Annotated in this window: 17 protein-coding genes, 1 tRNA gene, 3 pseudogenes and 1 riboswitch; of the genes and pseudogenes, 5 read left to right on the top strand and 16 right to left on the bottom strand. The window is 71.3% G+C overall.

Going from position 1 to position 19409, the window contains the following annotated elements; genetic code table 11:
* Nucleotides 1-6 precede the first annotated feature (6 nt).
* The 3 genes from ABD140_RS09555 (at nucleotide 7) to ABD140_RS09545 (ending at nucleotide 3261) form a co-directional block, all read left to right on the top strand.
* Entirely contained in the window at nucleotides 7-711 is a 705-nt protein-coding gene (locus ABD140_RS09555; protein WP_344238975.1) for a class I SAM-dependent methyltransferase, read from the top strand.
* A 68-nt stretch (nucleotides 712-779) separates the two neighbouring features.
* Entirely contained in the window at nucleotides 780-2252 is a 1473-nt protein-coding gene (gene cysC, locus ABD140_RS09550; RefSeq protein WP_344238973.1) for an adenylyl-sulfate kinase, read from the top strand.
* Nucleotides 2253-2337: 85 nt separating this feature from the next.
* Entirely contained in the window at nucleotides 2338-3261 is a 924-nt protein-coding gene (locus tag ABD140_RS09545; protein WP_344238971.1) for a sulfite exporter TauE/SafE family protein, read from the top strand.
* Between the two features lie 91 nt (nucleotides 3262-3352).
* Here ABD140_RS09545 and ABD140_RS09540 read toward each other — a convergent pair whose 3' ends face one another.
* From ABD140_RS09540 to ABD140_RS09505, 8 genes are all read right to left on the bottom strand, one after another.
* Nucleotides 3353-4618: a sulfate adenylyltransferase subunit 1 gene (locus ABD140_RS09540; protein ID WP_344239152.1), complete on the bottom strand. Its 1266-nt coding sequence runs from the start codon at nucleotides 4616-4618 to the stop codon at nucleotides 3353-3355.
* A gap of 14 nt (nucleotides 4619-4632) precedes the next feature.
* Nucleotides 4633-5547 (bottom strand): sulfate adenylyltransferase subunit CysD, encoded by a 915-nt coding sequence (gene cysD / locus ABD140_RS09535; protein WP_344238969.1) that lies wholly within the window; start codon nucleotides 5545-5547, stop codon nucleotides 4633-4635.
* Nucleotides 5548-5555: 8 nt separating this feature from the next.
* On the bottom strand, nucleotides 5556-6311 hold the full coding sequence (locus ABD140_RS09530) for a 3'(2'),5'-bisphosphate nucleotidase CysQ (protein WP_344238967.1): 756 nt from the start codon (nucleotides 6309-6311) through the stop codon (nucleotides 5556-5558).
* Between the two features lie 43 nt (nucleotides 6312-6354).
* Nucleotides 6355-6930: an aminoacyl-tRNA hydrolase gene (pth, locus tag ABD140_RS09525; protein WP_344238965.1), complete on the bottom strand. Its 576-nt coding sequence runs from the start codon at nucleotides 6928-6930 to the stop codon at nucleotides 6355-6357.
* Nucleotides 6931-7031: 101 nt separating this feature from the next.
* Nucleotides 7032-7646 carry a 50S ribosomal protein L25/general stress protein Ctc gene (locus tag ABD140_RS09520; RefSeq protein WP_344238963.1) on the bottom strand — a complete coding sequence of 205 codons (615 nt, stop codon included), beginning with the start codon at nucleotides 7644-7646 and terminating at the stop codon, nucleotides 7032-7034.
* A 225-nt stretch (nucleotides 7647-7871) separates the two neighbouring features.
* Nucleotides 7872-8849: a ribose-phosphate diphosphokinase gene (locus tag ABD140_RS09515; protein WP_344238961.1), complete on the bottom strand. Its 978-nt coding sequence runs from the start codon at nucleotides 8847-8849 to the stop codon at nucleotides 7872-7874.
* Complete coding sequence (glmU, locus tag ABD140_RS09510; RefSeq protein WP_425544091.1) at nucleotides 8846-10285, bottom strand: bifunctional UDP-N-acetylglucosamine diphosphorylase/glucosamine-1-phosphate N-acetyltransferase GlmU; 1440 nt, start codon at nucleotides 10283-10285, stop codon at nucleotides 8846-8848. Before glmU ends, ABD140_RS09515 begins: the two co-directional genes overlap by 4 nt.
* Nucleotides 10286-10403: 118 nt before the next feature.
* Nucleotides 10404-10475 (bottom strand) — tRNA-Gln (locus tag ABD140_RS09505).
* Between the two features lie 113 nt (nucleotides 10476-10588).
* Nucleotides 10589-10703, top strand: a riboswitch (TPP riboswitch).
* Here ABD140_RS09505 and thiC point away from each other — a divergent pair.
* Nucleotides 10696-12450, top strand: a complete 1755-nt coding sequence (thiC, locus tag ABD140_RS09500) for a phosphomethylpyrimidine synthase ThiC (RefSeq protein WP_344238957.1) — start codon at nucleotides 10696-10698, stop codon at nucleotides 12448-12450. It overlaps the preceding riboswitch by 8 nt.
* Here the strand turns inward: thiC and ABD140_RS09495 are convergent.
* The 3 genes from ABD140_RS09495 to ABD140_RS09485 are packed head-to-tail and all read right to left on the bottom strand — an operon-like array spanning nucleotide 12447 to nucleotide 14811.
* Nucleotides 12447-13079 carry a TetR family transcriptional regulator gene (locus ABD140_RS09495; protein ID WP_344238955.1) on the bottom strand — a complete coding sequence of 211 codons (633 nt, stop codon included), beginning with the start codon at nucleotides 13077-13079 and terminating at the stop codon, nucleotides 12447-12449. The genes thiC and ABD140_RS09495 overlap by 4 nt on opposite strands.
* A 23-nt stretch (nucleotides 13080-13102) precedes the next feature.
* Nucleotides 13103-13855, bottom strand: a complete 753-nt coding sequence (locus ABD140_RS09490) for a TetR/AcrR family transcriptional regulator (RefSeq protein WP_344238953.1) — start codon at nucleotides 13853-13855, stop codon at nucleotides 13103-13105.
* An 11-nt stretch (nucleotides 13856-13866) separates the two neighbouring features.
* On the bottom strand, nucleotides 13867-14811 hold the full coding sequence (locus ABD140_RS09485; protein ID WP_425544090.1) for an acyl-CoA desaturase: 945 nt from the start codon (nucleotides 14809-14811) through the stop codon (nucleotides 13867-13869).
* A 412-nt stretch (nucleotides 14812-15223) separates the two neighbouring features.
* Here ABD140_RS09485 and ABD140_RS09480 point away from each other — a divergent pair, with 412 nt between their 5' ends.
* On the top strand, nucleotides 15224-15715 hold the full coding sequence (locus ABD140_RS09480; RefSeq protein ID WP_344238951.1) for a MarR family winged helix-turn-helix transcriptional regulator: 492 nt from the start codon (nucleotides 15224-15226) through the stop codon (nucleotides 15713-15715).
* Between the two features lie 5 nt (nucleotides 15716-15720).
* On the opposite strand, the pseudogene ABD140_RS40080 reads toward ABD140_RS09480, so the two are convergent.
* The 5 genes and pseudogenes from ABD140_RS40080 to rsmA form a co-directional block, all read right to left on the bottom strand.
* Nucleotides 15721-15915: pseudogene (locus ABD140_RS40080) on the bottom strand (ABC transporter C-terminal domain-containing protein); the annotation flags it as partial.
* Nucleotides 15916-16251: 336 nt separating this feature from the next.
* A pseudogene (locus tag ABD140_RS40075) lies at nucleotides 16252-16563 on the bottom strand (ATP-binding cassette domain-containing protein); the annotation flags it as partial.
* Nucleotides 16564-16803: 240 nt separating this feature from the next.
* Nucleotides 16804-17397 (bottom strand): annotated as a pseudogene (locus ABD140_RS40070) (ATP-binding cassette domain-containing protein); the annotation flags it as partial.
* Nucleotides 17398-17547: 150 nt separating this feature from the next.
* Complete coding sequence (locus tag ABD140_RS09470; RefSeq protein ID WP_344238947.1) at nucleotides 17548-18447, bottom strand: 4-(cytidine 5'-diphospho)-2-C-methyl-D-erythritol kinase; 900 nt, start codon at nucleotides 18445-18447, stop codon at nucleotides 17548-17550.
* An 8-nt stretch (nucleotides 18448-18455) separates the two neighbouring features.
* Complete coding sequence (gene rsmA, locus ABD140_RS09465) at nucleotides 18456-19328, bottom strand: 16S rRNA (adenine(1518)-N(6)/adenine(1519)-N(6))-dimethyltransferase RsmA (protein ID WP_344238945.1); 873 nt, start codon at nucleotides 19326-19328, stop codon at nucleotides 18456-18458.
* Nucleotides 19329-19409 lie beyond the last annotated feature (81 nt).

The following is a 19409-nucleotide window of genomic DNA, read 5'->3' as shown; positions in this document are numbered from 1 at the left end:
GAAACCATGACCGAGCTTTCTGTAAGGGACCGCGCGGTCGTGGAGCACGACCTCTTCGCCGAGCGGGTCAGGCTCCACGTACAGGACAAGGGTCTGCGCCGGGTCCACATCCTCGAAGCCGGCTGCGGCCGGGGGAACGGCCTGCCCCTCCCCGACGACCTCGACCGGCACATCACGGGGATCGACCTCGACACCCCGGCGCTGCGGGCGCGCACCGCCGACCGCCCCGACCTGGACACCTTCCACCTGGGCGACCTGCGCAACGCGCCGCTGCCGCCGCGCGCCTACGACGTGGTGCACGCCGACTCGCTGATCGAGCGCATCACCCACGCCGAGCTGGTGCTCGACCGGATGGTCGCCGCCCTCAAGCCCGGCGGGCTGCTGCTGGTGCGCTTCACCGACCGCGACAGCGCCTACGGGCTGATCCGCCGCACGCTCCCGCGCCGGCTGCGCAGGATGCTCGGCGAGGACGTCCAGCGCACGCACCCGAGCGTGTTCGAGCCGATCACCTCCCTGGAGGGCATGCGCAACTGGTGCCTGCAGCGCGGCCTGGTGATCGCCGAGGCGCACACCGAGACCGGCTGCGGCGGCGGCGTCGCCGCCCTGGCGCGGCTGCTGTCCACCGCGACCGGCGGCCGGCTCACCGCCGACCACAGCGAGCTCGTGCTGGTCGTCCGCAAACCCGAGAACCGTTTCGCCCGCATCCTCTGACACCGGGCGCAGGCCGGTGTGGCCGCCGGGACATCCCGGCGGCGCGCGGCGGGCGGTACCGTGGCCCGGTGAGCGCTGGACTGCCCGAAGAACTCCACGGCCTGAAGTCGTGGACCCCCGAACCGACGGAACTCGCCGACCTGGAACTGCTGCTCGCGGGCGCCTTCCGCCCGCTGCGCGGTTTCCTCGGCTCCCTGGACACCGCCGCCGTGGTGGCGGGCGGCAGACTCGCCGACGGCACCCCGTGGCCGTCGCCGGTGCTGCTGTCCGTCCCCGACGAGCTCGCCGACCAGGCGCGGCTGATCCTGCAGGACCCCGAAGGGGTGCCGCTGGCGGTGCTGCAGGTCGCCGAGGCCTGGCGCGACCCCCGGCTGCCCGAGGGCCGCGTCCGGCTGGCCGGGCCGCTGACCCCGCTGCGCCGGCCCGCCTACGGCGCCTTCCACCGGCTGCGGCGCACCCCCGCCGAGCTGGAGATCACGCCGGGCCGGGACGGGCGGCTGCTGGCCGTGGCCACCCGGGAGCCGCTGCACCGCAAGCAGCTGGGGCAGCTGCGCCAGGAGGCCGAGCGGCTCGGCGCCCCGGCGCTGGTGCTGGCCCTGCTGTCGGGAGCGCACGAGCAGGAGCTCGTCCGCGCCCTGCTGGCCGTGCAGAAGGACCTGCCGGAGGGCTCCCGGATCGTCCCGGTGAACCTCGCACCGCGCCCCGGCGGGCGCGAGCAGGAGCTGCGCGCCCACGTGGCCGCCGCCTACGGCGCCACCCACTTGCTCACTTCCCTCCCGATGGACGGGGAGGTGCCGCTGGCCGTCGTGGCCCCCGAGCCGTGGGCCTACGACCTGGACGTGGAGGTCTGGCGGCCGGTCGCGCGGATCGAGGACGGCCACGTGCGGGCCGAGCTGTCGGCCGAGGAGCTCGGCGAGCTGCTCGACCAGGGCGCGCCGATCCCCGAGTGGTTCACTCCGCCCGCGGTCGCCGTCGAGCTGCGCCGTGCCCGCCCGCCGCGGCACGAGCGGGGCGTCACGGTCTTCTTCACCGGCCTGTCGGGCTCGGGCAAGTCCACCGTGGCCCGCGGCCTGGCCGACGCCCTGGTGGAGAACGGCGGGCGCACGGTCTCGCTGCTGGACGGCGACGTGGTGCGCCAGATGCTCTCCTCGGGCCTGACGTTCTCCAAGTCCGACCGCGACCTCAACATCCGCCGGATCGGCTACGTGGCCGCCGAGGCCACCCGGCACGGCGGGCTGGCGATCTGCGCGCCGATCGCGCCGTACGCCGCGACCCGCGCCGAGGTGCGCCGGATGGTCGAGGCGGTCGGCGACTTCGTCCTCGTGCACGTGGCGACGCCGCTGGAGGAGTGCGAGCGCCGCGACCGCAAGGGCCTGTACGCCAAGGCGCGGGCCGGGCTGATCCCGGAGTTCACCGGCATCTCCGACCCGTACGAGGAGCCCGAGGACGCCGATCTGGTGCTGGACACCACCGGCCTGTCCACCGAGGAGGCGGTCGGCGCCGTGCTCAAGCTCCTGACAGCGGGCGGTTGGGTCAGGTAAACGATGGCTTCGCCACGGCTGTTAGAGTGTTACGGAATATTTCCTATTATTTCCGTGGGATATACCGATGCACTTTGATGTGACGATGGCGATCGGGTCCTTTCTGGTGGCCATCGTCGTCGGTCTGACCGGTATGGGCGGCGGGGCGCTGATGACGCCGATGCTCGTCACCTTCTTCGGCGTGCCGCCCCTGGCGGCGGTCTCCAGCGACCTGGCCGCCTCGGCGATCATGAAACCCGTCGGCAGCTTCGTGCACCTGCGCCGGGGCACGGTGAACCTCAAACTCGTCGGCTGGCTGTGCGTGGGATCGGTGCCCTCGGCGTTCCTGGGGGTGCTGATCCTCAAGTACGTGCTGGGCGACGGCGAGGAGACGCAGCACTTCATCGAGAAGGCCATGGGCGTGGCGCTGCTCATCGCCGCGGGCGGGCTGATCGTCCGCATGTGGCAGGCCATCCGCGACAAGACCGAGAACCGCACGGAGGCCGAGCGGGTCACCGCGGAGCCCGGCTCGCCCGCCTCCGAGCCGACCCCCGAGCTGAAGATCAGGCCGATCCCGACCATCCTCACCGGTGTCGTCGGCGGCGTCATCGTCGGCATCACCTCGGTCGGCTCCGGCTCCCTGATCATCGTGGCGCTGCTGGCGCTGTACCCCATGCTCAAGGCCAACCAGCTGGTGGGCACCGACCTGCTGCAGGCCGTCCCGCTGGTGGCCGCCGCGGCCCTGGGCCACATCCTGTTCGGCGACTTCCAGCTGTCGGTGACCGCGGCCCTGCTGGTCGGCTCCATTCCCGGCGTGTACATCGGCGCCCGGATCTCCTCCCGCGCCCCCGGGCAGCTCATCCGGCGCGCGCTGGCCGTGGTGCTGCTGGCCTCGGCCCTGAAGATGTTCGGCGTCCCCACCGTCGTCCTGGCCTGGACGCTGCTCGCCCTCATCGTCGTCGCGGTGCTCAGCTGGGCGCTGCTGCGGGGCCGCAACAAGGACACCGAGACCGTCGACTCCGGCGTCTAACGCGATATCCCCTGACGGCGATGTCCCGTAACAGGGCACAGCAGAACGGGCCTCCCTTCAGGGAGGCCCGTTCTGTCGTCACGGCGCCGGATCAGCGCAGCGGGTTGGAGATCATGCCCGCCGCGACCGTGGCGTTGGTGGCCTCGTCGATGAGGATGAAGCCGCCGGTGAGCCGGTTGCGCCCGTAGTCGTCCACGAACAGCGGCTGGGTCACCCGCAGGGTCACCCGGCCGATCTCGTTGAGGCGGAGGCTCTCGGCCGTCTCGTCACGGTGCAGGGTGTTGACGTCCAGGCGGTACTGGAGGTCCTTCACCATCGCCTTGACGGTGCGCGTGGTGTGCTTGAGCGTCAGCTTCGTGCGCGGCGCCAGCGTCTTGGCGTCGTCCATCCAGCAGATCATCGCGTCGAGGTCCTGGGCGACCTGCGGCTGGTTGTTCGGCCGGCAGATCATGTCGCCGCGGGAGATGTCGATCTCGTCCGCCAGGCGGATGGTGACCGACATCGGAGGATAGGCCTCCTCCACCGGGCCGTTCGGGCTCTCGATGTGGGTGATGGTGCTGGTCAGGCCGGACGGCAGGTGGATGACCTCGTCGCCGGGCTTGAGCACGCCGCCCGCGACCTGGCCGGCGTACCCGCGGTAGTCGTGCAGGGCCGGGTCCGTCGACCTGTGCGGGCGGATGACGCACTGCACCGGGAACCGCACGTCGATGAGGTTGCGGTCCGAGGCGATGTGCACGTTCTCCAGGTGGTGCAGCAGGCTGCTGCCGTCGTACCACGGCATGTTCATCGACCGCTCCACCACGTTGTCGCCGTGCAGCGCCGACACCGGGATGAAGGCCAGGTCGCCGATCGACAGCTTGGAGGCGAACGAGGTGAACTCGTCGACGATGCCCTTGAAGACGTCCTCGGAGTAGTCGACCAGGTCCATCTTGTTGACCGCGACGACCAGGTGCGGCACCTGCAGCAGCGTGGTGAGGAACGCGTGCCGGCGCGACTGCTCCTGGATGCCCTTGCGGGCGTCGACCAGGATGATCGCCAGGTCGGCGGTGGAGGCGCCGGTCACCATGTTCCGGGTGTACTGGATGTGCCCGGGGGTGTCGGCGATGATGAACTTGCGGCGCGGCGTCGCGAAGTAGCGGTAGGCCACGTCGATGGTGATGCCCTGCTCGCGCTCGGCGCGCAGGCCGTCGGTGAGCAGCGCGAGGTTGGTGTACTCCTCGCCGCGGTCGACGGAGGTGCGCTCCACCGACTCCAGCTGGTCCTCGAAGATGGACTTCGAGTCGTACAGCAGCCGCCCGATGAGCGTCGACTTGCCGTCGTCGACCGAGCCGGCGGTGGCGAAACGCAGGATGTCCATACGCGGGGCGGCCATCAGAAGTAGCCCTCCTTCTTGCGGTCTTCCATGGCTGCCTCGGAGGCCCGGTCGTCGGCGCGGGTCTGGCCGCGCTCGGTGATCCGGGTCGCCGCGATCTCCTCGATGACGTCGTCCAGCGTCACCGCGGCGGACTTCACCGCGCCGGTGCAGGAGGTGTCGCCGACGGTCCGGTAGCGCACCATCGCCTCGAAGACGGGCTCGTCCTCGCCGCGGTTGGCCGGGGGCAGGTCGGCCAGGAGCATGCCGTCCCGCTCGAACACCTGGCGGGTGTGCGCGAAGTAGATCGAGGGCAGCTCGATCCCCTCCCGGCGGACGTAGTCCCAGATGTCCAGCTCGGTCCAGTTGGAGAGCGGGAACACCCGGACGTGCTCACCGGGGTGGATCTTGGTGTTGTAGAGGTTCCACAGCTCGGGCCGCTGGTTCTTGGGGTCCCACTGGCCGAACTCGTCGCGGAAGGAGACGACGCGCTCCTTGGCGCGGGCCTTCTCCTCGTCGCGGCGCGCGCCGCCGAAGGCGGCGGTGAAGCCGTGCTCCTCGATGGCGTTGAGCAGCGGGACCGTCTGCAGCTTGTTGCGCGAGGCGCGCCGGCCCTTCTGCTCCACGACCAGGCCCTTGTCGATGGCGTCCTGGACGGAGGCGACGACCAGGCGCAGGCCGAGCTCGGCGACCTTGCGGTCGCGGTAGTCGATGACCTCGTCGAAGTTGTGGCCGGTGTCGACGTGCATCACCGGGAACGGGATGGGCGCGGGAGCGAAGGCCTTCTCTGCCAGGCGCAGCATCACGATGCTGTCCTTGCCGCCGGAGAAGAGCAGCACCGGCCGTTCGAACTCGGCCGCCACCTCCCGGATGATGTGGATGGCCTCGGCTTCGAGCACGTCCAGCTGGGACATCAAGTAGTCGGCGCGTTGCATGGGGTTCCTCAGTTCAGCCCGTTCAGGATCACCTGTGCCAGCGAGGGGTGGCTGACCAGGATATCCGGGAGGTAGGGGTCTTCTTCGTTGTACACCAGCGGCGAGCCGTCGATCCGGGAGGCGTGCGCGCCGGCCGCCAGCGCCACCGCCGCGGGGGCCGCGGAGTCCCACTCGTACTGGCCGCCGGCGTGCACGTACACGTCGACGTCGCCGGTGAGCACCGCGGCGATCTTCGCGCCGGCCGAACCCATGGGGACGAGCTCCACCTTCCGGCCCGCCGCCTCCAGCTTCGCGGTCAGGTCGTGCACGATCTGCGGGGGCCGGGTGCGGCTCACCACGATCCGGATGACGTCCGAGGCGCGCTCGGCGGGCGCGGGGGGCGCGCCGGTCGAGAGGGTGACGCCCTGGGCGGGCAGCGCCACCGCGCCGGCCGTCAGCCTGTCCTTCTCCCACAGCGCGACGTGGACCGCCCAGTCGCCACGGCCCTCCTCGCTGAACTCGCGGGTGCCGTCGAGCGGGTCGACGATCCAGACACGGTCGCTGTCCAGGCGCGCCTTGTCGTCCTTGCCCTCCTCGCTGAGCACCGCGTCACCGGGGCGGTACCGCGCGAGCGCGGCCATGAGGTACTCGTGCGAGGACTGGTCGCCCGCGTCCTTCAGGGCGCGTCCGTCGGCGAAGCCGCGCTCGGCGCGCAGCCTCAGCAGCACCTCTCCCGCCTCGGTGGCGAGCCGGGCGGCCAGAGAGTGATCGTCTTCCGAGGGCATCTACCTGGTTCCCTATCGTTTGTGTCTGAGACAGTATGGGGTATTACAGCGCGTGGAATGTGTTCTGCGTCGCAGAGATCCCGCTCTTCAAGAGCGACTCGACGGCGTCCGCGGCACGGTCCACGAAGAGCGGCAGTTCCCTGCGCTCGGCGGCGGAGAAGTCCTTCAGCACGAAGGCCGCCGCGTCCATCCTGCCCGGCGGGCGCCCCACGCCGAAGCGCAGCCGCACATACTCCTTGTCGCCCAGGGATTTCGTGATGGATCTGAGTCCGTTGTGACCGTTGTCACCGCCGCCCTTCTTCAGGCGGACCGCCCCGTAGGGGATGTCCAGCTCGTCGTGCACCACAACGATCCGCTCGACGGGCACCTTGTAGAAGTCGCGCAGCGCCTTCACCGGGCCGCCCGACTCGTTCATGTAGCAGCGCGGCTTGGCCAGCACCACCCGGTGCCCCTCCAGCCTGCCCTCGACCACGTCGTTGCGGCTGCGGTGGGACTTGAACGCGCCGCCCATGCGCTCGGCCAGCAGGTCGAGCACCATGAAACCCGCGTTGTGCCGGTGACCGGCGTAGGACGGGCCGGGGTTGCCCAGGCCCGCCACCAGCCACAGGTCTTCGCTCATCGCCTTCTCCCGCTCGGCGGAGACTGATCTTCGTTCAATGGCAAGGGCCCGGACACTCACGGCGTCCGGGCCCTGCATGACGTGCTCTCACTGCGCGGACGTCACTCCGCGGGGGTCTCCGCGTCCTCGACGGTCTCGGCCGCCTCGGCGGCCTCGCCCTCGGTCTCCTCGGCCACGACCGCGACACCGGTGATCTGCAGCACCAGCGCCTCGGGGTCGCCCGCGACGGTGACGCCGCGCGGCAGGTCGAGGTCCTTGACCAGGACGGAGGAGCCCTCCTCCAGACCGGCCAGGTCGACGGTGATCTCGGTGGGGATGTGGGTGGCCTCGGCCTCGAGCGACACGGTGGTCAGCTCCTGGGCCAGCTGGCCGCCGGAGGGGACGTCGCCGGTGGTGACGACCGGGACGTCGATGACGACCTTCTCGCCGCGCTTGACCAGCAGCAGGTCGACGTGCTCGAGGAAGCCCTTCAGCGGGTCGCGCTGGACGTCCTTGGGCAGGGCCAGCTCCTCGCCGCCGGACAGGCCGGAGACGCGCAGCAGGACGTTGGGGGTCTTCAGGGCGAGCATGAGCTCGTGGCCCGGAAGGGTGATGTGCTGCGGGTCGGTGCCGTGCCCGTAGAGGACGGCCGGCACTTTCCCGGCCCGGCGGGTGCGCCGAGCGGCACCCTTACCGAACTCGGAGCGCGGCTCGGCGGCGATGCGTACCTCGGACACGGCGGAAACTCCTCGTTGCTGGCGTTGAGCTGAAAGACCTCGGCCCTCTCGTAGGGCGTCGTTCGGGCGCATCTCCGGCACAGGCCGCCTGATCCGTCAGGCGTGCCGCGCAGCAGGAGGCGCACACGGTCCATAAAGTCTAGCCGATACCCGGAGCTGAAATGCGCTCGGGCACGACACTTCCGGACCCGGGGGCGGATTCTCCCGGGCCCGGAAGGTGCGGGTTCAGGCCTCGCCGTCGAACAGCGAGGTGACCGAGCCGCCGTGGAACACCTCGTTGATGGCGCTGGCCAGCAGCGGGGCGATGGACAGCACGGTCAGCTTGTCGAACTGCTTCTCCGGCGGGATCGGCAGCGTGTTGGTGAGCACGACCTCGGAGATGCGGGAGTTCTTCAGCCGGTCCACGGCCGGGCCCGACAGCACGCCGTGGGTGGCGGTGACGACGACGCGCGCGGCGCCCTGCTCGAACAGCGCCTCGGCGGCCTTCACGATGGTGCCGCCGGTGTCGATCATGTCGTCGACGATGACGCAGGTGCGCCCCTCGACCTGGCCGACGACCTCGAAGACCTTGACCTCGTTGGCCACCATCGGGTCACGGCGCTTGTGGATGATCGCCAGCGGACAGCCCAGGCGGTCGGTCCAGCGCTCGGCGACGCGCACGCGGCCGGCGTCGGGCGCCACGACGGTCACCTGGGAGGTGTCCAGGGTCTTGGCGACGTGGTCGGCCAGCAGCTCCAGGGCGAACAGGTGGTCCACCGGGCCGTCGAAGAAGCCCTGGATCTGCGCGGTGTGCAGGTCGACGGTGATCATCCGGTCGGCGCCGGCGGTCTTGAACAGGTCGGCCATGAGGCGCGCGGAGATCGGCTCGCGGCCGCGGTGCTTCTTGTCCTGGCGGGCGTAGCCGAAGAAGGGGGCGACCACGGTGATGCGCGCGGCGCTGGCCCGCTTGAGCGCGTCCACCATGATCAGCTGTTCCATGATCCACTGGTTGATGGGCGCGGTGTGGCTCTGGATGACGAACGCGTCGCTGCCCCGGACCGACTCCAGGAACCGGACGAACGTCTCACCGTTCGCGAAGTCGTAGGCGGCGGTCGGCACCAGCTCGCAGTCGAGATTGGCGGCGACCTCTTTGGCCAGCTCCGGATAGGCGCGGCCGGAGAAGAGCATCAGCTTCTTCTCCACCTGGGTCTTGATCTCGCTCACTTGTCCCCCTCCTGGGTGTTGTTCTCACGCGCCCGTTTCGCCGCTTCCGCGGCGGCAGTACCGGCGCGCTTGCGCTCGACCCAGCCCTCAACGTTGCGCTGCTGCCCGCGGGCCACGGCCATGGCCCCGGGCGGCACATCCTTGATGATCACGGAGCCGGCCGCCGTGTAGGCGCCGTCCCCGACGACGACCGGCGCGACGAGCATGTTGTCGCTGCCGACTCTGGCGTGGTCGCCGACCGTCGTGCGGTGCTTGGCGACCCCGTCGTAGTTCACGAACACGCAGCCCGCGCCGATGTTCGATCCCTCACCGATGGTGGCGTCCCCGACATAAGTCAGGTGCGGGACCTTGGATCCCTCGCCCACCTCGGAGTTCTTGATCTCCACGTAGGAGCCGGCCTTGGCCCTGCGGCCCAGGCGGGTGCCGGGCCTCAGGTAGGCGTACGGCCCGACGGTCGCCTGCGGGCCGACCTCGGCGCTCTCGACCACGGCGTCCCGGACGAGGGCGTCCTCGCCGACCACGGCGTCCCGCAGCGTGACGTTGGGCCCGATCGAGGCGCCGGCGGCGACCGCGGTGGCGCCGTGCAGCTGGACGTTGGGGTGGAGCGTGACATCCTGCTCCACGCTCACCTGGACGTCCACCCAGGTGGTCCGCGGGTCCACGACCGTGACGCCCTCGCGCATCAGGCGCTCCAGGATCCGCTCGTTGAGCTGCCTGCGCGCCTCGGCGAGCTGCACCCGGTCGTTCACGCCCTGGGTCTCCACCCAGTCGGCGACCTTGTACGCGCCCACGCGGTGCCCGTCGGAGCGGGCGATGCCGACCACGTCGGTGAGATATTCCTCACCGCCGGCGTTGTCGGTGGTCAGCCGCTTGAGCGCCTCGCCCAGCAGGACGCCGTCGAAGGCGTACATGCCGACGTTCATCTCGGTGACGAGCCGCTGCTCGTCGGTGGCGTCCTTGTGCTCGACGATGCCGGCCACGGCGCCGTCGGCGTCGCGCAGGACGCGCCCGTACCCGGTCGGGTCGGGGACGTCGGTGCTCAGGACCGTGACGGCGTTGCCCTCGGACTCGTGGGCGGCGACCAGGGCGCGCAGGGTCTCGCCGGTCAGCAGGGGGTGGTCGCCGTTGGTCACCACGACGGTGCCCTCCAGCGGGCCCGTGTGCTCGTAGACGATCCGGACGGCGTGTCCGGTGCCCCCCTGCTCCTCCTGCACCACCGGCACCGCCGCGGGCGCGACCTGCCGGAGGTGTTCGATGACCTGTTCTCGCCGGTGCCCCACCACCACGAGGGTCCGGCGCGGATCGAGCGCTCCGGCCGCGGCCAGCACGTGGCCGAGCATGGAGCGGCCCGCCAGCGTGTGGAGGACCTTGGAGGTACGGGATTTCATCCGGGTGCCCTCGCCGGCGGCGAGGACGATGACTGCGGCCGGGCTCACTGAGTGGCTCCTGGGCGTCAAGGACGGGAAATTTTCGTCAGGGCGTAACCCACCCGACATGTAGAGAGAATACCGCCCAGGCGAAGACGCGTCCGCACCGGACCTGCACAGATCGAAGCTCCGGCGCCAGGACTCGAACCTGAACAAAGGGCACCAAAAACCCTTGTGCTGCCGATTACACCACGCCGGATCGTTTCGGTGGCCACGATACCGTGCGGAACGCCTGCGGGCGCGTGCTTGTCCCCGCCTCATATCCCGGGGCCCGCGGTTGCCGCAAGAGGGGGGCCGCGGGTTACCGTCGAGCCGACAGCACGCGGGAGCCCGGCCGTCCACCGGGCTGAGAGGGCGACGAGAAGGGTCGCCGACCGCTCGAACCTGACCGGGTAATGCCGGCGTAGGGAGAAGTCATCATGGCCGAAGGCACGTCTTCCGCTGCCCGAAAGACCTACCTCCAGGGCTCCCGCGACGATCTGCGGGTCCCCATGAAAGAGATTCATCTCACTGACGGCTCGTCTCTGGTGCTCTACGACACCTCCGGGCCCTACACCGACCCCTCCTACGAGGCCGACGTCCGCCGCGGGCTGCCCGCCCTGCGCGAGCCCTGGCTGGCCGCGCGGGACGACACCCGTCCCTACGAGGGGCGGCCCGTCCGCCCCGAGGACGACGGGCGCCGGGCGCCCGCCCGGGCCCCGTTCTCCGGCCGCGCGCCGCGCCGCGCCTCCGGCGGCGCCGTGACCCAGCGCGCGTACGCCGCCCGCGGCGAGATCACCCCCGAGATGGAGTTCGCGGCGCTGCGCGAGGGGGTCTCCCCCGAGGCCGTCCGTGCCGCGCTCGCCGCCGGGCGCGCCGTCCTTCCCGCCAACGTCAACCACCCCGAGCTCGAACCGATGGTCATCGGCCGCGACTTCCTGGTGAAGGTCAACGCCAACATCGGCAACTCCGCGGTGGCCTCCTCCATCGAGGAGGAGGTGGAGAAGATGACCTGGGCCACCCGCTGGGGCGCCGACACGATCATGGACCTGTCGACCGGCCGGGACATCCACACCACCCGCGAGTGGATCCTGCGCAACTCCCCCGTGCCCGTCGGCACCGTCCCGCTCTACCAGGCGCTGGAGAAGGTCGGCGGGAACCCGGCGGAGCTGGACTTCGAGGTCTTCCGCGACACCGTGATCGAGCAGGCCGAGCAGGGCGTCGACTACATGACCGTGCACGCCGGGGTGCGGCTGGCGTACGTGCCGCTGACGGCCGGGCGCCGGACGGGCATCGTCTCGCGCGGCGGGTCGATCATGGCGGCGTGGTGCCTGGCCCACCACCGCGAGAACTTCCTGTACGAGAACTTCCGCGAGCTGTGCGAGATCTTCGCCGCCTACGACATCACCTGGTCGCTGGGCGACGGCCTGCGCCCCGGGTCGATCTCCGACGCCAACGACGAGGCCCAGTTCGCCGAGCTGCGCACCCTGGGCGAGCTGACGAAGACCGCCGCCGAGCACGGCAACCAGGTGATGGTCGAGGGCCCGGGCCACGTCCCGATGCACAGGATCAAGGAGAACGTGGACCTGCAGCTGGAGCTGTGCGACGAGGCGCCGTTCTACACGCTCGGGCCGCTGACCACCGACATCGCGCCCGGCTACGACCACATCACCTCGGCGATCGGCGCCGCGATGATCGGCTGGTACGGCACCGCGATGCTCTGCTACGTCACGCCCAAGGAGCACCTGGGCCTGCCCGACCGGGACGACGTCAAGACCGGCGTGATCACCTACAAGATCGCCGCGCACGCCGCCGACCTGGCCAAGGGCCACCCGGGCGCGCAGGCGCGGGACGACGCGCTGTCCGACGCGCGGTTCGAGTTCCGCTGGGAGGACCAGTTCGAGCTCTCCCTCGACCCCGACACCGCACGGGCGTTCCACGACGAGACGCTGCCCGCCGCCCCCGCCAAGACCGCGCACTTCTGCTCCATGTGCGGCCCGCACTTCTGCGCCATGAAGATCACCCAGGACGTGCGCAGGTACGCCGACGAGCAGGGGATGAGCGCGGACGAGGCGCTGGCCGAGGGCATGCGCGCCAAGTCCCGCGAGTTCACCGAGGCCGGCGGGCGCGTCTACCTTCCGATGGCCGGGCGGGACGCCCGGGCGCCGATGGACGGGGACGCCCGGGCGCTCTAGCGGCGCCGCCGGGAGGAGGGGCGCAGCTTCGGGCTGGGCTCCAGGTGGGACAGGCCGTTCCAGGCCAGGTTCACCAGGTGGGCCGCCACCTCCTCCCGGCGGGGCTTGCGCACCTCCAGCCACCACTGGCCGGTCATCGCGACCATCCCGACGAGCATCTGCGCGTACATGGGGGCGAGCTTCCCGTCGTAGCCGTGCCGGTCGAACTCCTCGACCAGGAGGTACTCGACGTGGGTGGCGATGTCGCTGATCAGGCTGGCGAACGTGCCGGTCCCGGAGGCGGCGTGGGAGTCGCGGACCAGGATGCGGAAGCCGTCGGTGCTCTCCTCGATGTACTGCAGCAGGGCCAGGGCCGCGCCCTCCAGCTTGCCCCGGTAGTGCCGGCCCTCGGCCATGCCCTGGGTGACCAGGTCCAGCAGGCGGGTCATCTCCCGGTCGACGACGACCGCGTACAGCCCCTCCTTGCCGCCGAAGTGCTCATAGACCACCGGCTTGGACACCCCGGCCTTGGCGGCGATCTCCTCCACGGCGGTGCCGTCGAAACCCCGCTCGGCGAAGAGGGCGCGGCCGATCTCGATGAGCTGCTCCCGCCGCTCCTTGCCGGTCATCCGCCTGCGACGTTCTGCCATCCGCCCATGATGCCGCACGGGCGTCAGGCCTCCAGCGGCGCGATCTCCCCCGGCGCGAGCGGCGGCTGCCTGCGCAGGGCGCGTTCGCGGGCCTTCTCGGCCTTGGCCTGCGCCTTCTCCTGGCGGCGCTCCCTGCGCTCGCGCTCCCTGGCCCTGCGGCGGGGGTCGAGACCGGGGCGCGCCTCCAGCCGGCCCAGGCCGTTCCAGGCGAGGTTGACCACGTGGGCGGCGACGTCCTCGCGCCGCGGCCTGCTGGTCTCCAGCCACCACTGGCCGGTCATCGCGATCATGCCGACGAGCATCTGCGCGTACATCGCCGCGAAGCCCTCGTCGTAGCCCTGCTGGTCGAGCTCCTTTCCCAGCAGGTGCTCGACCTGGGCCGCGATCTCCGACAGGAGGCTGGCGTAGCTGCCCTGGCCCGTGCCGGCGTGGGAGTCGCGGACCAGGATGCGAAAGCCGTCGGTGCTCTCCTCGATGTACTCCAGCAGGGCCAGCGCGCCCAGCTCCAGCTTGCGGCGGTAGCCCGCGTCGGTCGTCAGCGCGTCGGTGACCGCCTTCAGGAGGCGGTCCATCTCCCGGTCGACGACGACCGCGTACAGCCCCTCCTTGCCGCCGAAGTGCTCATAGACCACCGGCTTGGAGACCTTCGCCTTGGCGGCGATCTCCTCCACGGAGGTGCCGTCGAACCCTCGTTCGGCGAAGAGGGCACGGCCCACGCCCAGCAGTTGCTCACGCCGTTCGCCGCCGGACATCCGCCGTCTTCGGGAGTCGCTCATGGCCCTAGACCCTAAGCGCGTTTGGCGTCCAGGCGCTCCGCGGAGGGCCAGCGCACGTCCCGTGCCCAGCCCAGCTTCTCGAAGATCCAGATGATCCGGGCGCTGATGTCGATCTGGCCCTTGAGCACGCCGTGGCGGGCGGCCGTGGGGTCGGCGTGGTGCAGGTTGTGCCAGGACTCGCCCAGCGACGGGATGGCCAGCCACCAGACGTTGCGGGACTGGTCGCGCGAGGCGAAGGGCGTGTCGCCGAAGGTGTGGCAGATCGAGTTGATCGACCAGGTCACGTGCTGGACCAGGGTGACGCGCACCAGGCCCGCCCAGAAGAGGGCGGTGAAGAAGCCGGCCCAGGACCAGGTGACCAGGCCGCCGATGACCGCGGGGAGCAGGTAGGTGGCGGCCACGATGCCCGCGAAGGAGTGGTGGATGCGCACCATGTCCTTGTCGGCCTGCAGGTCCTTGCAGTACTTGTCGACGTTGGTGGCCTTGGAGGCGTACAGCCAGCCGTAGTGCGACCAGATCAGGCCCTTGAACAGCGCCTTGGCGTCGTCGCCGTACTTCCACGGCGAGTGCGGGTCGCCCTCCTTGTCGGAGAACTTGTGGTGGCGGCGGTGGTCGGCGACCCAGTGCATGACCGGGCCCTCCATGGCCAGGCCGCCGGCGATGGCCAGGAAGATCCGCAGCGGGCGGTTCGCCTTGAAGGAGCCGTGGGTGAAGTAGCGGTGGTAGCCGATGGTGATGCCCCCGGCCGACAGGAGGTAGAACACCGCGAAGAGCACGACGTCCGTCCAGCCCAGCATCTTCCCCCAGGCCATCGGCACCGTCGCGGCCAGGGCGAGGAAGGGCACCCCGGTGAAGGCCGCGACCAGGATCTTGTGCTTGACGCCGTTGCGGCTGTCGGAGAAGTCGCTCATCGGCTGCTGCGGCGCGGTGGCGGTGGAGGACGTGGTCACGGGCATCGTCTCTCGGGGTGGGAGTCACTTACTTACGCCACCGTAACCTACGGACTCGTAACCCTGAAGGGGCGCCTTGGCAAAATCCTGTTGTGCCCGCACATGAGAAGACCGGCGGGCCGTCGGAGATTTTCCGTACGACCGCCGGTCGGAGCGGCTCTGTGTGATGGAGAGCCTCGGAGGGCGGCGGGTGGGCCGCCCGGCTGGATAGATGCCGCCCGCTACGGGAGTCGGCAGCACCGCAGGGGAACGTATAGCCGCTTTCCTCCCACTGCGGGCGGCACCTCGTTCAACTGTCTCTTGACATCGAGATACATGATGGCAACACAAGTGTCTCGACGTCAAGATGAAGCGCGCACATCCTCGACCGTCCCCGTGACGCATGTGTCTTGATGTCGAGAAAGGTAAGGTTCCGCATATGGAGGACGAGGTCGACCGGCTCGTCGCGGCCTGGCGCGTGGAGCGCCCGGACCTCGACGTCACGCCGCTGCAGGTGCTGAGCAGGGTCTCCCGGCTCGCGCGCCACCTGGACCGTGCCCGGCGCGCGGTCTTCCTTGCCCACGACCTGGAGTCCTGGGAGTTCGACGTCCTCACCGCGCTGCGCCGGGCCGGGACGCCCTACCGGCTCAACCCCGGGCAGCTGCTCAAGGCCACCCTGGTGACCTCCGGCACCATGACCAACCGCATAGACCGGCTGGCCGCCGCCGGGCTCGTCGAGCGCCACCCCGACCCGCAGGACAAGCGGGGCGTGCAGGTGGCCCTCACCGAGATCGGCAGGGAGCGGGTCGACGCCGCGCTCACCGACCTGATCGAACGGGAGCGCGACCTGCTGGCCGCCCTCGGCGAGGTCGACCGCAGGCACCTGGCCGACCTCCTGCGCACCATGCTGATCCCGTTCGACCAGGAGTAGGGCCTTCAGCCCTCGGCCAGCTCCAGCCACTCCATCTCGACCTCGTCCTTCTCGGCGAGCACCGCCTTCAGCTCGCCGTCCAGCTCCATCAGCCGCGCGTGGTCGGTGGCGGCGCCGGCCATGTCGGCGTGCAGCCGCTCCTCGCGCTGGGCCAGCTTGTCCAGCCTGCGCTCCAGGCGGTCCAGCTCCTTCTGGACCTTCCAGTCGAGCTTGGTCCGGGACGGCTCGGCCTGGGCCGGCGCCTGGGCCGCGGGCGCGGAGGCGCCGCGGACGGCCGAGGCCGTGCCCGCCTCCACCCGCTGGAGGTACTCCTCCACGCCGCCGGTGAGCATCCGGATGGTGCCGTCGCCCAGCAGCGCGTAGACGACGTCGGTGACCCGCTCCAGGAAGTACCGGTCGTGGCTGACCACCACCAGGGTGCCGGGCCAGCCGTCGAGGATGTCCTCCAGCTCGGTGAGGGTCTCGATGTCCAGGTCGTTGGTCGGCTCGTCCAGCAGCATGACGTTCGGCTCGCCCATGAGCAGGCGCAGCAGCTGCAGGCGCCGCCGCTCGCCGCCGGACAGGTCGCCGACCGGCTTCCACTGGGCGTCGGCGCGGAAGCCCAGGCGCTCCAGCAGCTGGGAGGCGGTCCACTCGCGCTTGCCGACGGTGATCCGGCGGGCGATCTCCTCCACCGACTCCAGGACGCGGCGCTGGGGGTCCAGCTCGGCGATCTCCTGCGAGAGGTGGGCCAGGGAGACCGTCTTGCCGCGCACGATCCGGCCGCTGTCAGGCTGCACGGTGCCCGCCAGCAGCCGCAGGAGCGTCGTCTTGCCGCTGCCGTTGACGCCGACCAGGCCGACGCGGTCGCCGGGGCCCAGCCGCCACGTCACGTGCTGGAAGACGGGGTCGCCGCCCAGGCTCAGGGCGACGTCCTCGACGTCGTACACCGTCTTGCCCAGGCGGGCGGTGGCGAAGCGGGTCAGCTCCACCTTGTCGCGCAGCGGCGGCACGTCGGCGATCAGCGCCTGCGCGGCGTCCACCCGGAACTTCGGCTTGGACGTGCGGGCCTGCGGGCCGCGGCGCAGCCAGGCCAGCTCCTTGCGCATGAGGTTCTGGCGCTTGGCCTCGGCCGCGTCGGCGATCCTGGACCGCTCGGCCTTGGCCAGCACGTACGCCGAGTAGCCGCCCTCGTAGCGCTCGACGCGGCCGTCCACCACCTCCCAGGTGCGGTCGGTGACCTCGTCGAGGAACCAGCGGTCGTGGGTGACCACGACGAGCGACTCCTTGCGCGCCTTCAGATGGCCGGCCAGCCAGGTGATCGCCTCGATGTCGAGGTGGTTGGTGGGCTCGTCCAGCATGATCACATCGGACTCGGGCACCAGCAGCGCCGCGAGCGCCACCCGGCGGCGCTCGCCGCCCGACATGCCCGCCAGCGGCTCGTCGAGCCCCAGCCCGCCCAGCAGCCCGGACAGGATGTCGCGGGCGCGGATGTCTCCGGCCCACTCGTGCTCGGCGCGGTCGCCCAGCACCACCGAGCGCACCGTGGCGTCCGGGGCGAACTCGTCGCGCTGGACGAGGTGGGCCAGGCGCAGGCCGCCGGTGTGGGTGACCCGCCCGGAGTCCGGCTCCAGAAGGCGGGCCATGACGGCCATCAGGGTGGACTTGCCGCCCCCGTTGCGGCCGACGATGCCGATGCGCATCCCCGTCTCGACGCCCAGGGACACCCCGTCGAGCAGCGGCTGGGGCCCGTAGGCCTTGACGACGTTCTCAAGATTGATCAGATTCACAGCACTCACCAGGCTAATGCCGCCGCGCGGCGGAGCGGACCGGCCCGCGGCCCGGGAACGGGGTCAGGGCAGGACGTGGGCGCCGGGGACCGGGCCCGTGGCGGTGACCAGGGTGCGGGCCACGTCCGCCTCGTCCAGGGCGGCGGCGAGCTCCGCGGCGTGCGCGGCGTCGGCGGCCAGGAAGGCGCAGGTGGGGCCGGATCCGGAGACCAGGCCGCCGAGCGCGCCGTACTCCCGTCCGGCGGCCAGGGTGCGGGCCAGGGACGGGCGGAGGCTGAGCGCAGCGGGCTGGAGGTCGTTGGTCAGGGCGGCGCCCAGGGCCTTGGGATCGCCGGAGGCGAGGGCGGCCAGCAGGTCGGGTGACTCGTGCGGCCAGGACGCCTCCTGCTCGAAGGCGGCGCGCAGGCGGTCACACTCGGCGAAGACCGCCGGGGTGGACAGGCCGCCGTCGGCCAGCGCGAAGACCCAGTGGAACTCCCCCGCGCACGGCAGGGCCGTCAGCCGCTCGCCCCGGCCCAGGCCGAGGGCGGTGCCGCCGAACAGCGCGAACGGCACGTCGCTGCCGACGTCGGCGGCGAGCTCCAGGAGCGTCTCGAAGGGGACGTCGGCCTCCCAGAGCGCGGCGCAGGCCAGCAGGGCCGCCGCGGCGTCCGCGCTGCCCCCGGCCATGCCGCCGGCGACGGGGATGGCCTTGTCGATGTGGAGGGAGACGTCGGCCTCGCGGCCCAGGTGGTCGGCGAGGCGGCGGGCGGCGCGGGCGGCGAGGTTGTCCGGGCCGGCGGGGACGCCCTCGATCGAGGCGCCGGCGACGGTCACCGCGAGCGGCCCGGGCGCCGCGGTCACCTCGTCGAACAGCGAGACCGCGTGGAAGACGTTCACCAGGTCGTGGTAGCCGTCGTCGCGCAGCGGCCCCACGCCCAGCTGGAGGTTGACCTTGGCGGGGACCTTGACGGTCACGGACATGCTGGACCTCAGATCAGACGATGTTCGGCTATACGGGCAAATGCATTGACGTCGAGCATCTCACCACGCGCGGTGGGGTCGACGTCCGCCGCGCGCAGTACCTGCTCGGCCAGCGCCGCCGAGCCCGCCCAGCCCGCCAGCGCCGCCCGCAGCGTCTTGCGGCGCTGCGCGAACGCCGCGTCCACCACCGCGAAGACCTCCTCGCGGGAGGCCGCGGTCGTCGGCGGCTCCCGCCGGGTGAAGGCCACCAGCGCCGAGTCGACGTTCGGCGCGGGCCAGAACACCGCGCGCCCCACGCTCCCGGCCCGCCGCGCCCGGGCGTACCAGGCCATCTTCACCGACGGCACCCCGTAGATCTTGCTGCCGGGCCCGGCCGACAGGCGGTCGCCCACCTCGGCCTGCACCATCACCAGCCCCTTGCGCAGCGAGGGCAGCAGCTCCAGCAGGTGCAGCACCACCGGGACCGCCACGTTGTAGGGCAGGTTCGCCACCAGCGCCGTCGGCGCCGGACCCGGGATCTCGGCGATCCGCATGGCGTCGCCGTGCACGACCTCCAGCCGCGAGGCCAGCTTCGGCGCGCGGCCCTCGACGGTGGCGGGCAGCGCCCGCGCCAGCACCGGGTCCAGCTCGACCGCCACGACCCGCGCGGCCTCCGGCAGCAGCGCCAGCGTCAGCGACCCCAGCCCCGGCCCGACCTCGATCACCACGTCCTCGGGCGTCAACTCCGCCGTCCGGACGATCCGCCGCACCGTGTTGGCGTCCACCACGAAGTTCTGCCCGAGCTGCTTGGTGGGCCTGACCCCCAGCGCAGCCGCGATCTCCCGGATGTCGGCGGCGCCCAGCAGCGCCGTCTCCCGCTCTGCGGTCTCCTCGTCACCCACCCCTCGATTCTCCCAGAGGCTCCAGGTGCTTCTCCCCTGCAACAGTTCAGGCCTCCCCGGCGTCCCGGGCATGAAGGGAGA

This window comes from Actinocorallia libanotica (assembly GCF_039525175.1).
Classification (GTDB): Bacteria; Actinomycetota; Actinomycetes; order Streptosporangiales; family Streptosporangiaceae; genus Actinocorallia; species Actinocorallia libanotica.
Note: the sequence above shows the minus strand (reverse complement) of the source record. Positions and strands in the feature narration are given on the sequence as shown.

Excerpts from the sequence above, each read along its gene's own strand:
- ABD140_RS09480 (WP_344238951.1), top strand. The coding sequence starts at position 15,224 with ATGGAGGACGAGGTCGACCGGCTCGTCGCGGCCTGGCGCGTGGAGCGC.
- ABD140_RS09545 (WP_344238971.1), top strand. The coding sequence starts at position 2,338 with ATGGCGATCGGGTCCTTTCTGGTGGCCATCGTCGTCGGTCTGACCGGT.
- ABD140_RS09495 (WP_344238955.1), bottom strand. The coding sequence starts at position 13,079 with ATGGCAGAACGTCGCAGGCGGATGACCGGCAAGGAGCGGCGGGAGCAG.
- ABD140_RS09530 (WP_344238967.1), bottom strand. The coding sequence starts at position 6,311 with ATGCCCTCGGAAGACGATCACTCTCTGGCCGCCCGGCTCGCCACCGAG.
- thiC (WP_344238957.1), top strand. The coding sequence starts at position 10,696 with ATGGCCGAAGGCACGTCTTCCGCTGCCCGAAAGACCTACCTCCAGGGC.
- cysD (WP_344238969.1), bottom strand. The coding sequence starts at position 5,547 with ATGCAACGCGCCGACTACTTGATGTCCCAGCTGGACGTGCTCGAAGCC.
- ABD140_RS09485 (WP_425544090.1), bottom strand. The coding sequence starts at position 14,811 with ATGCCCGTGACCACGTCCTCCACCGCCACCGCGCCGCAGCAGCCGATG.
- pth (WP_344238965.1), bottom strand. The coding sequence starts at position 6,930 with ATGAGCGAAGACCTGTGGCTGGTGGCGGGCCTGGGCAACCCCGGCCCG.
- ABD140_RS09555 (WP_344238975.1), top strand. The coding sequence starts at position 7 with ATGACCGAGCTTTCTGTAAGGGACCGCGCGGTCGTGGAGCACGACCTC.
- ABD140_RS09540 (WP_344239152.1), bottom strand. The coding sequence starts at position 4,618 with ATGGACATCCTGCGTTTCGCCACCGCCGGCTCGGTCGACGACGGCAAG.
- ABD140_RS09470 (WP_344238947.1), bottom strand. The coding sequence starts at position 18,447 with ATGTCCGTGACCGTCAAGGTCCCCGCCAAGGTCAACCTCCAGCTGGGC.
- ABD140_RS09490 (WP_344238953.1), bottom strand. The coding sequence starts at position 13,855 with ATGAGCGACTCCCGAAGACGGCGGATGTCCGGCGGCGAACGGCGTGAG.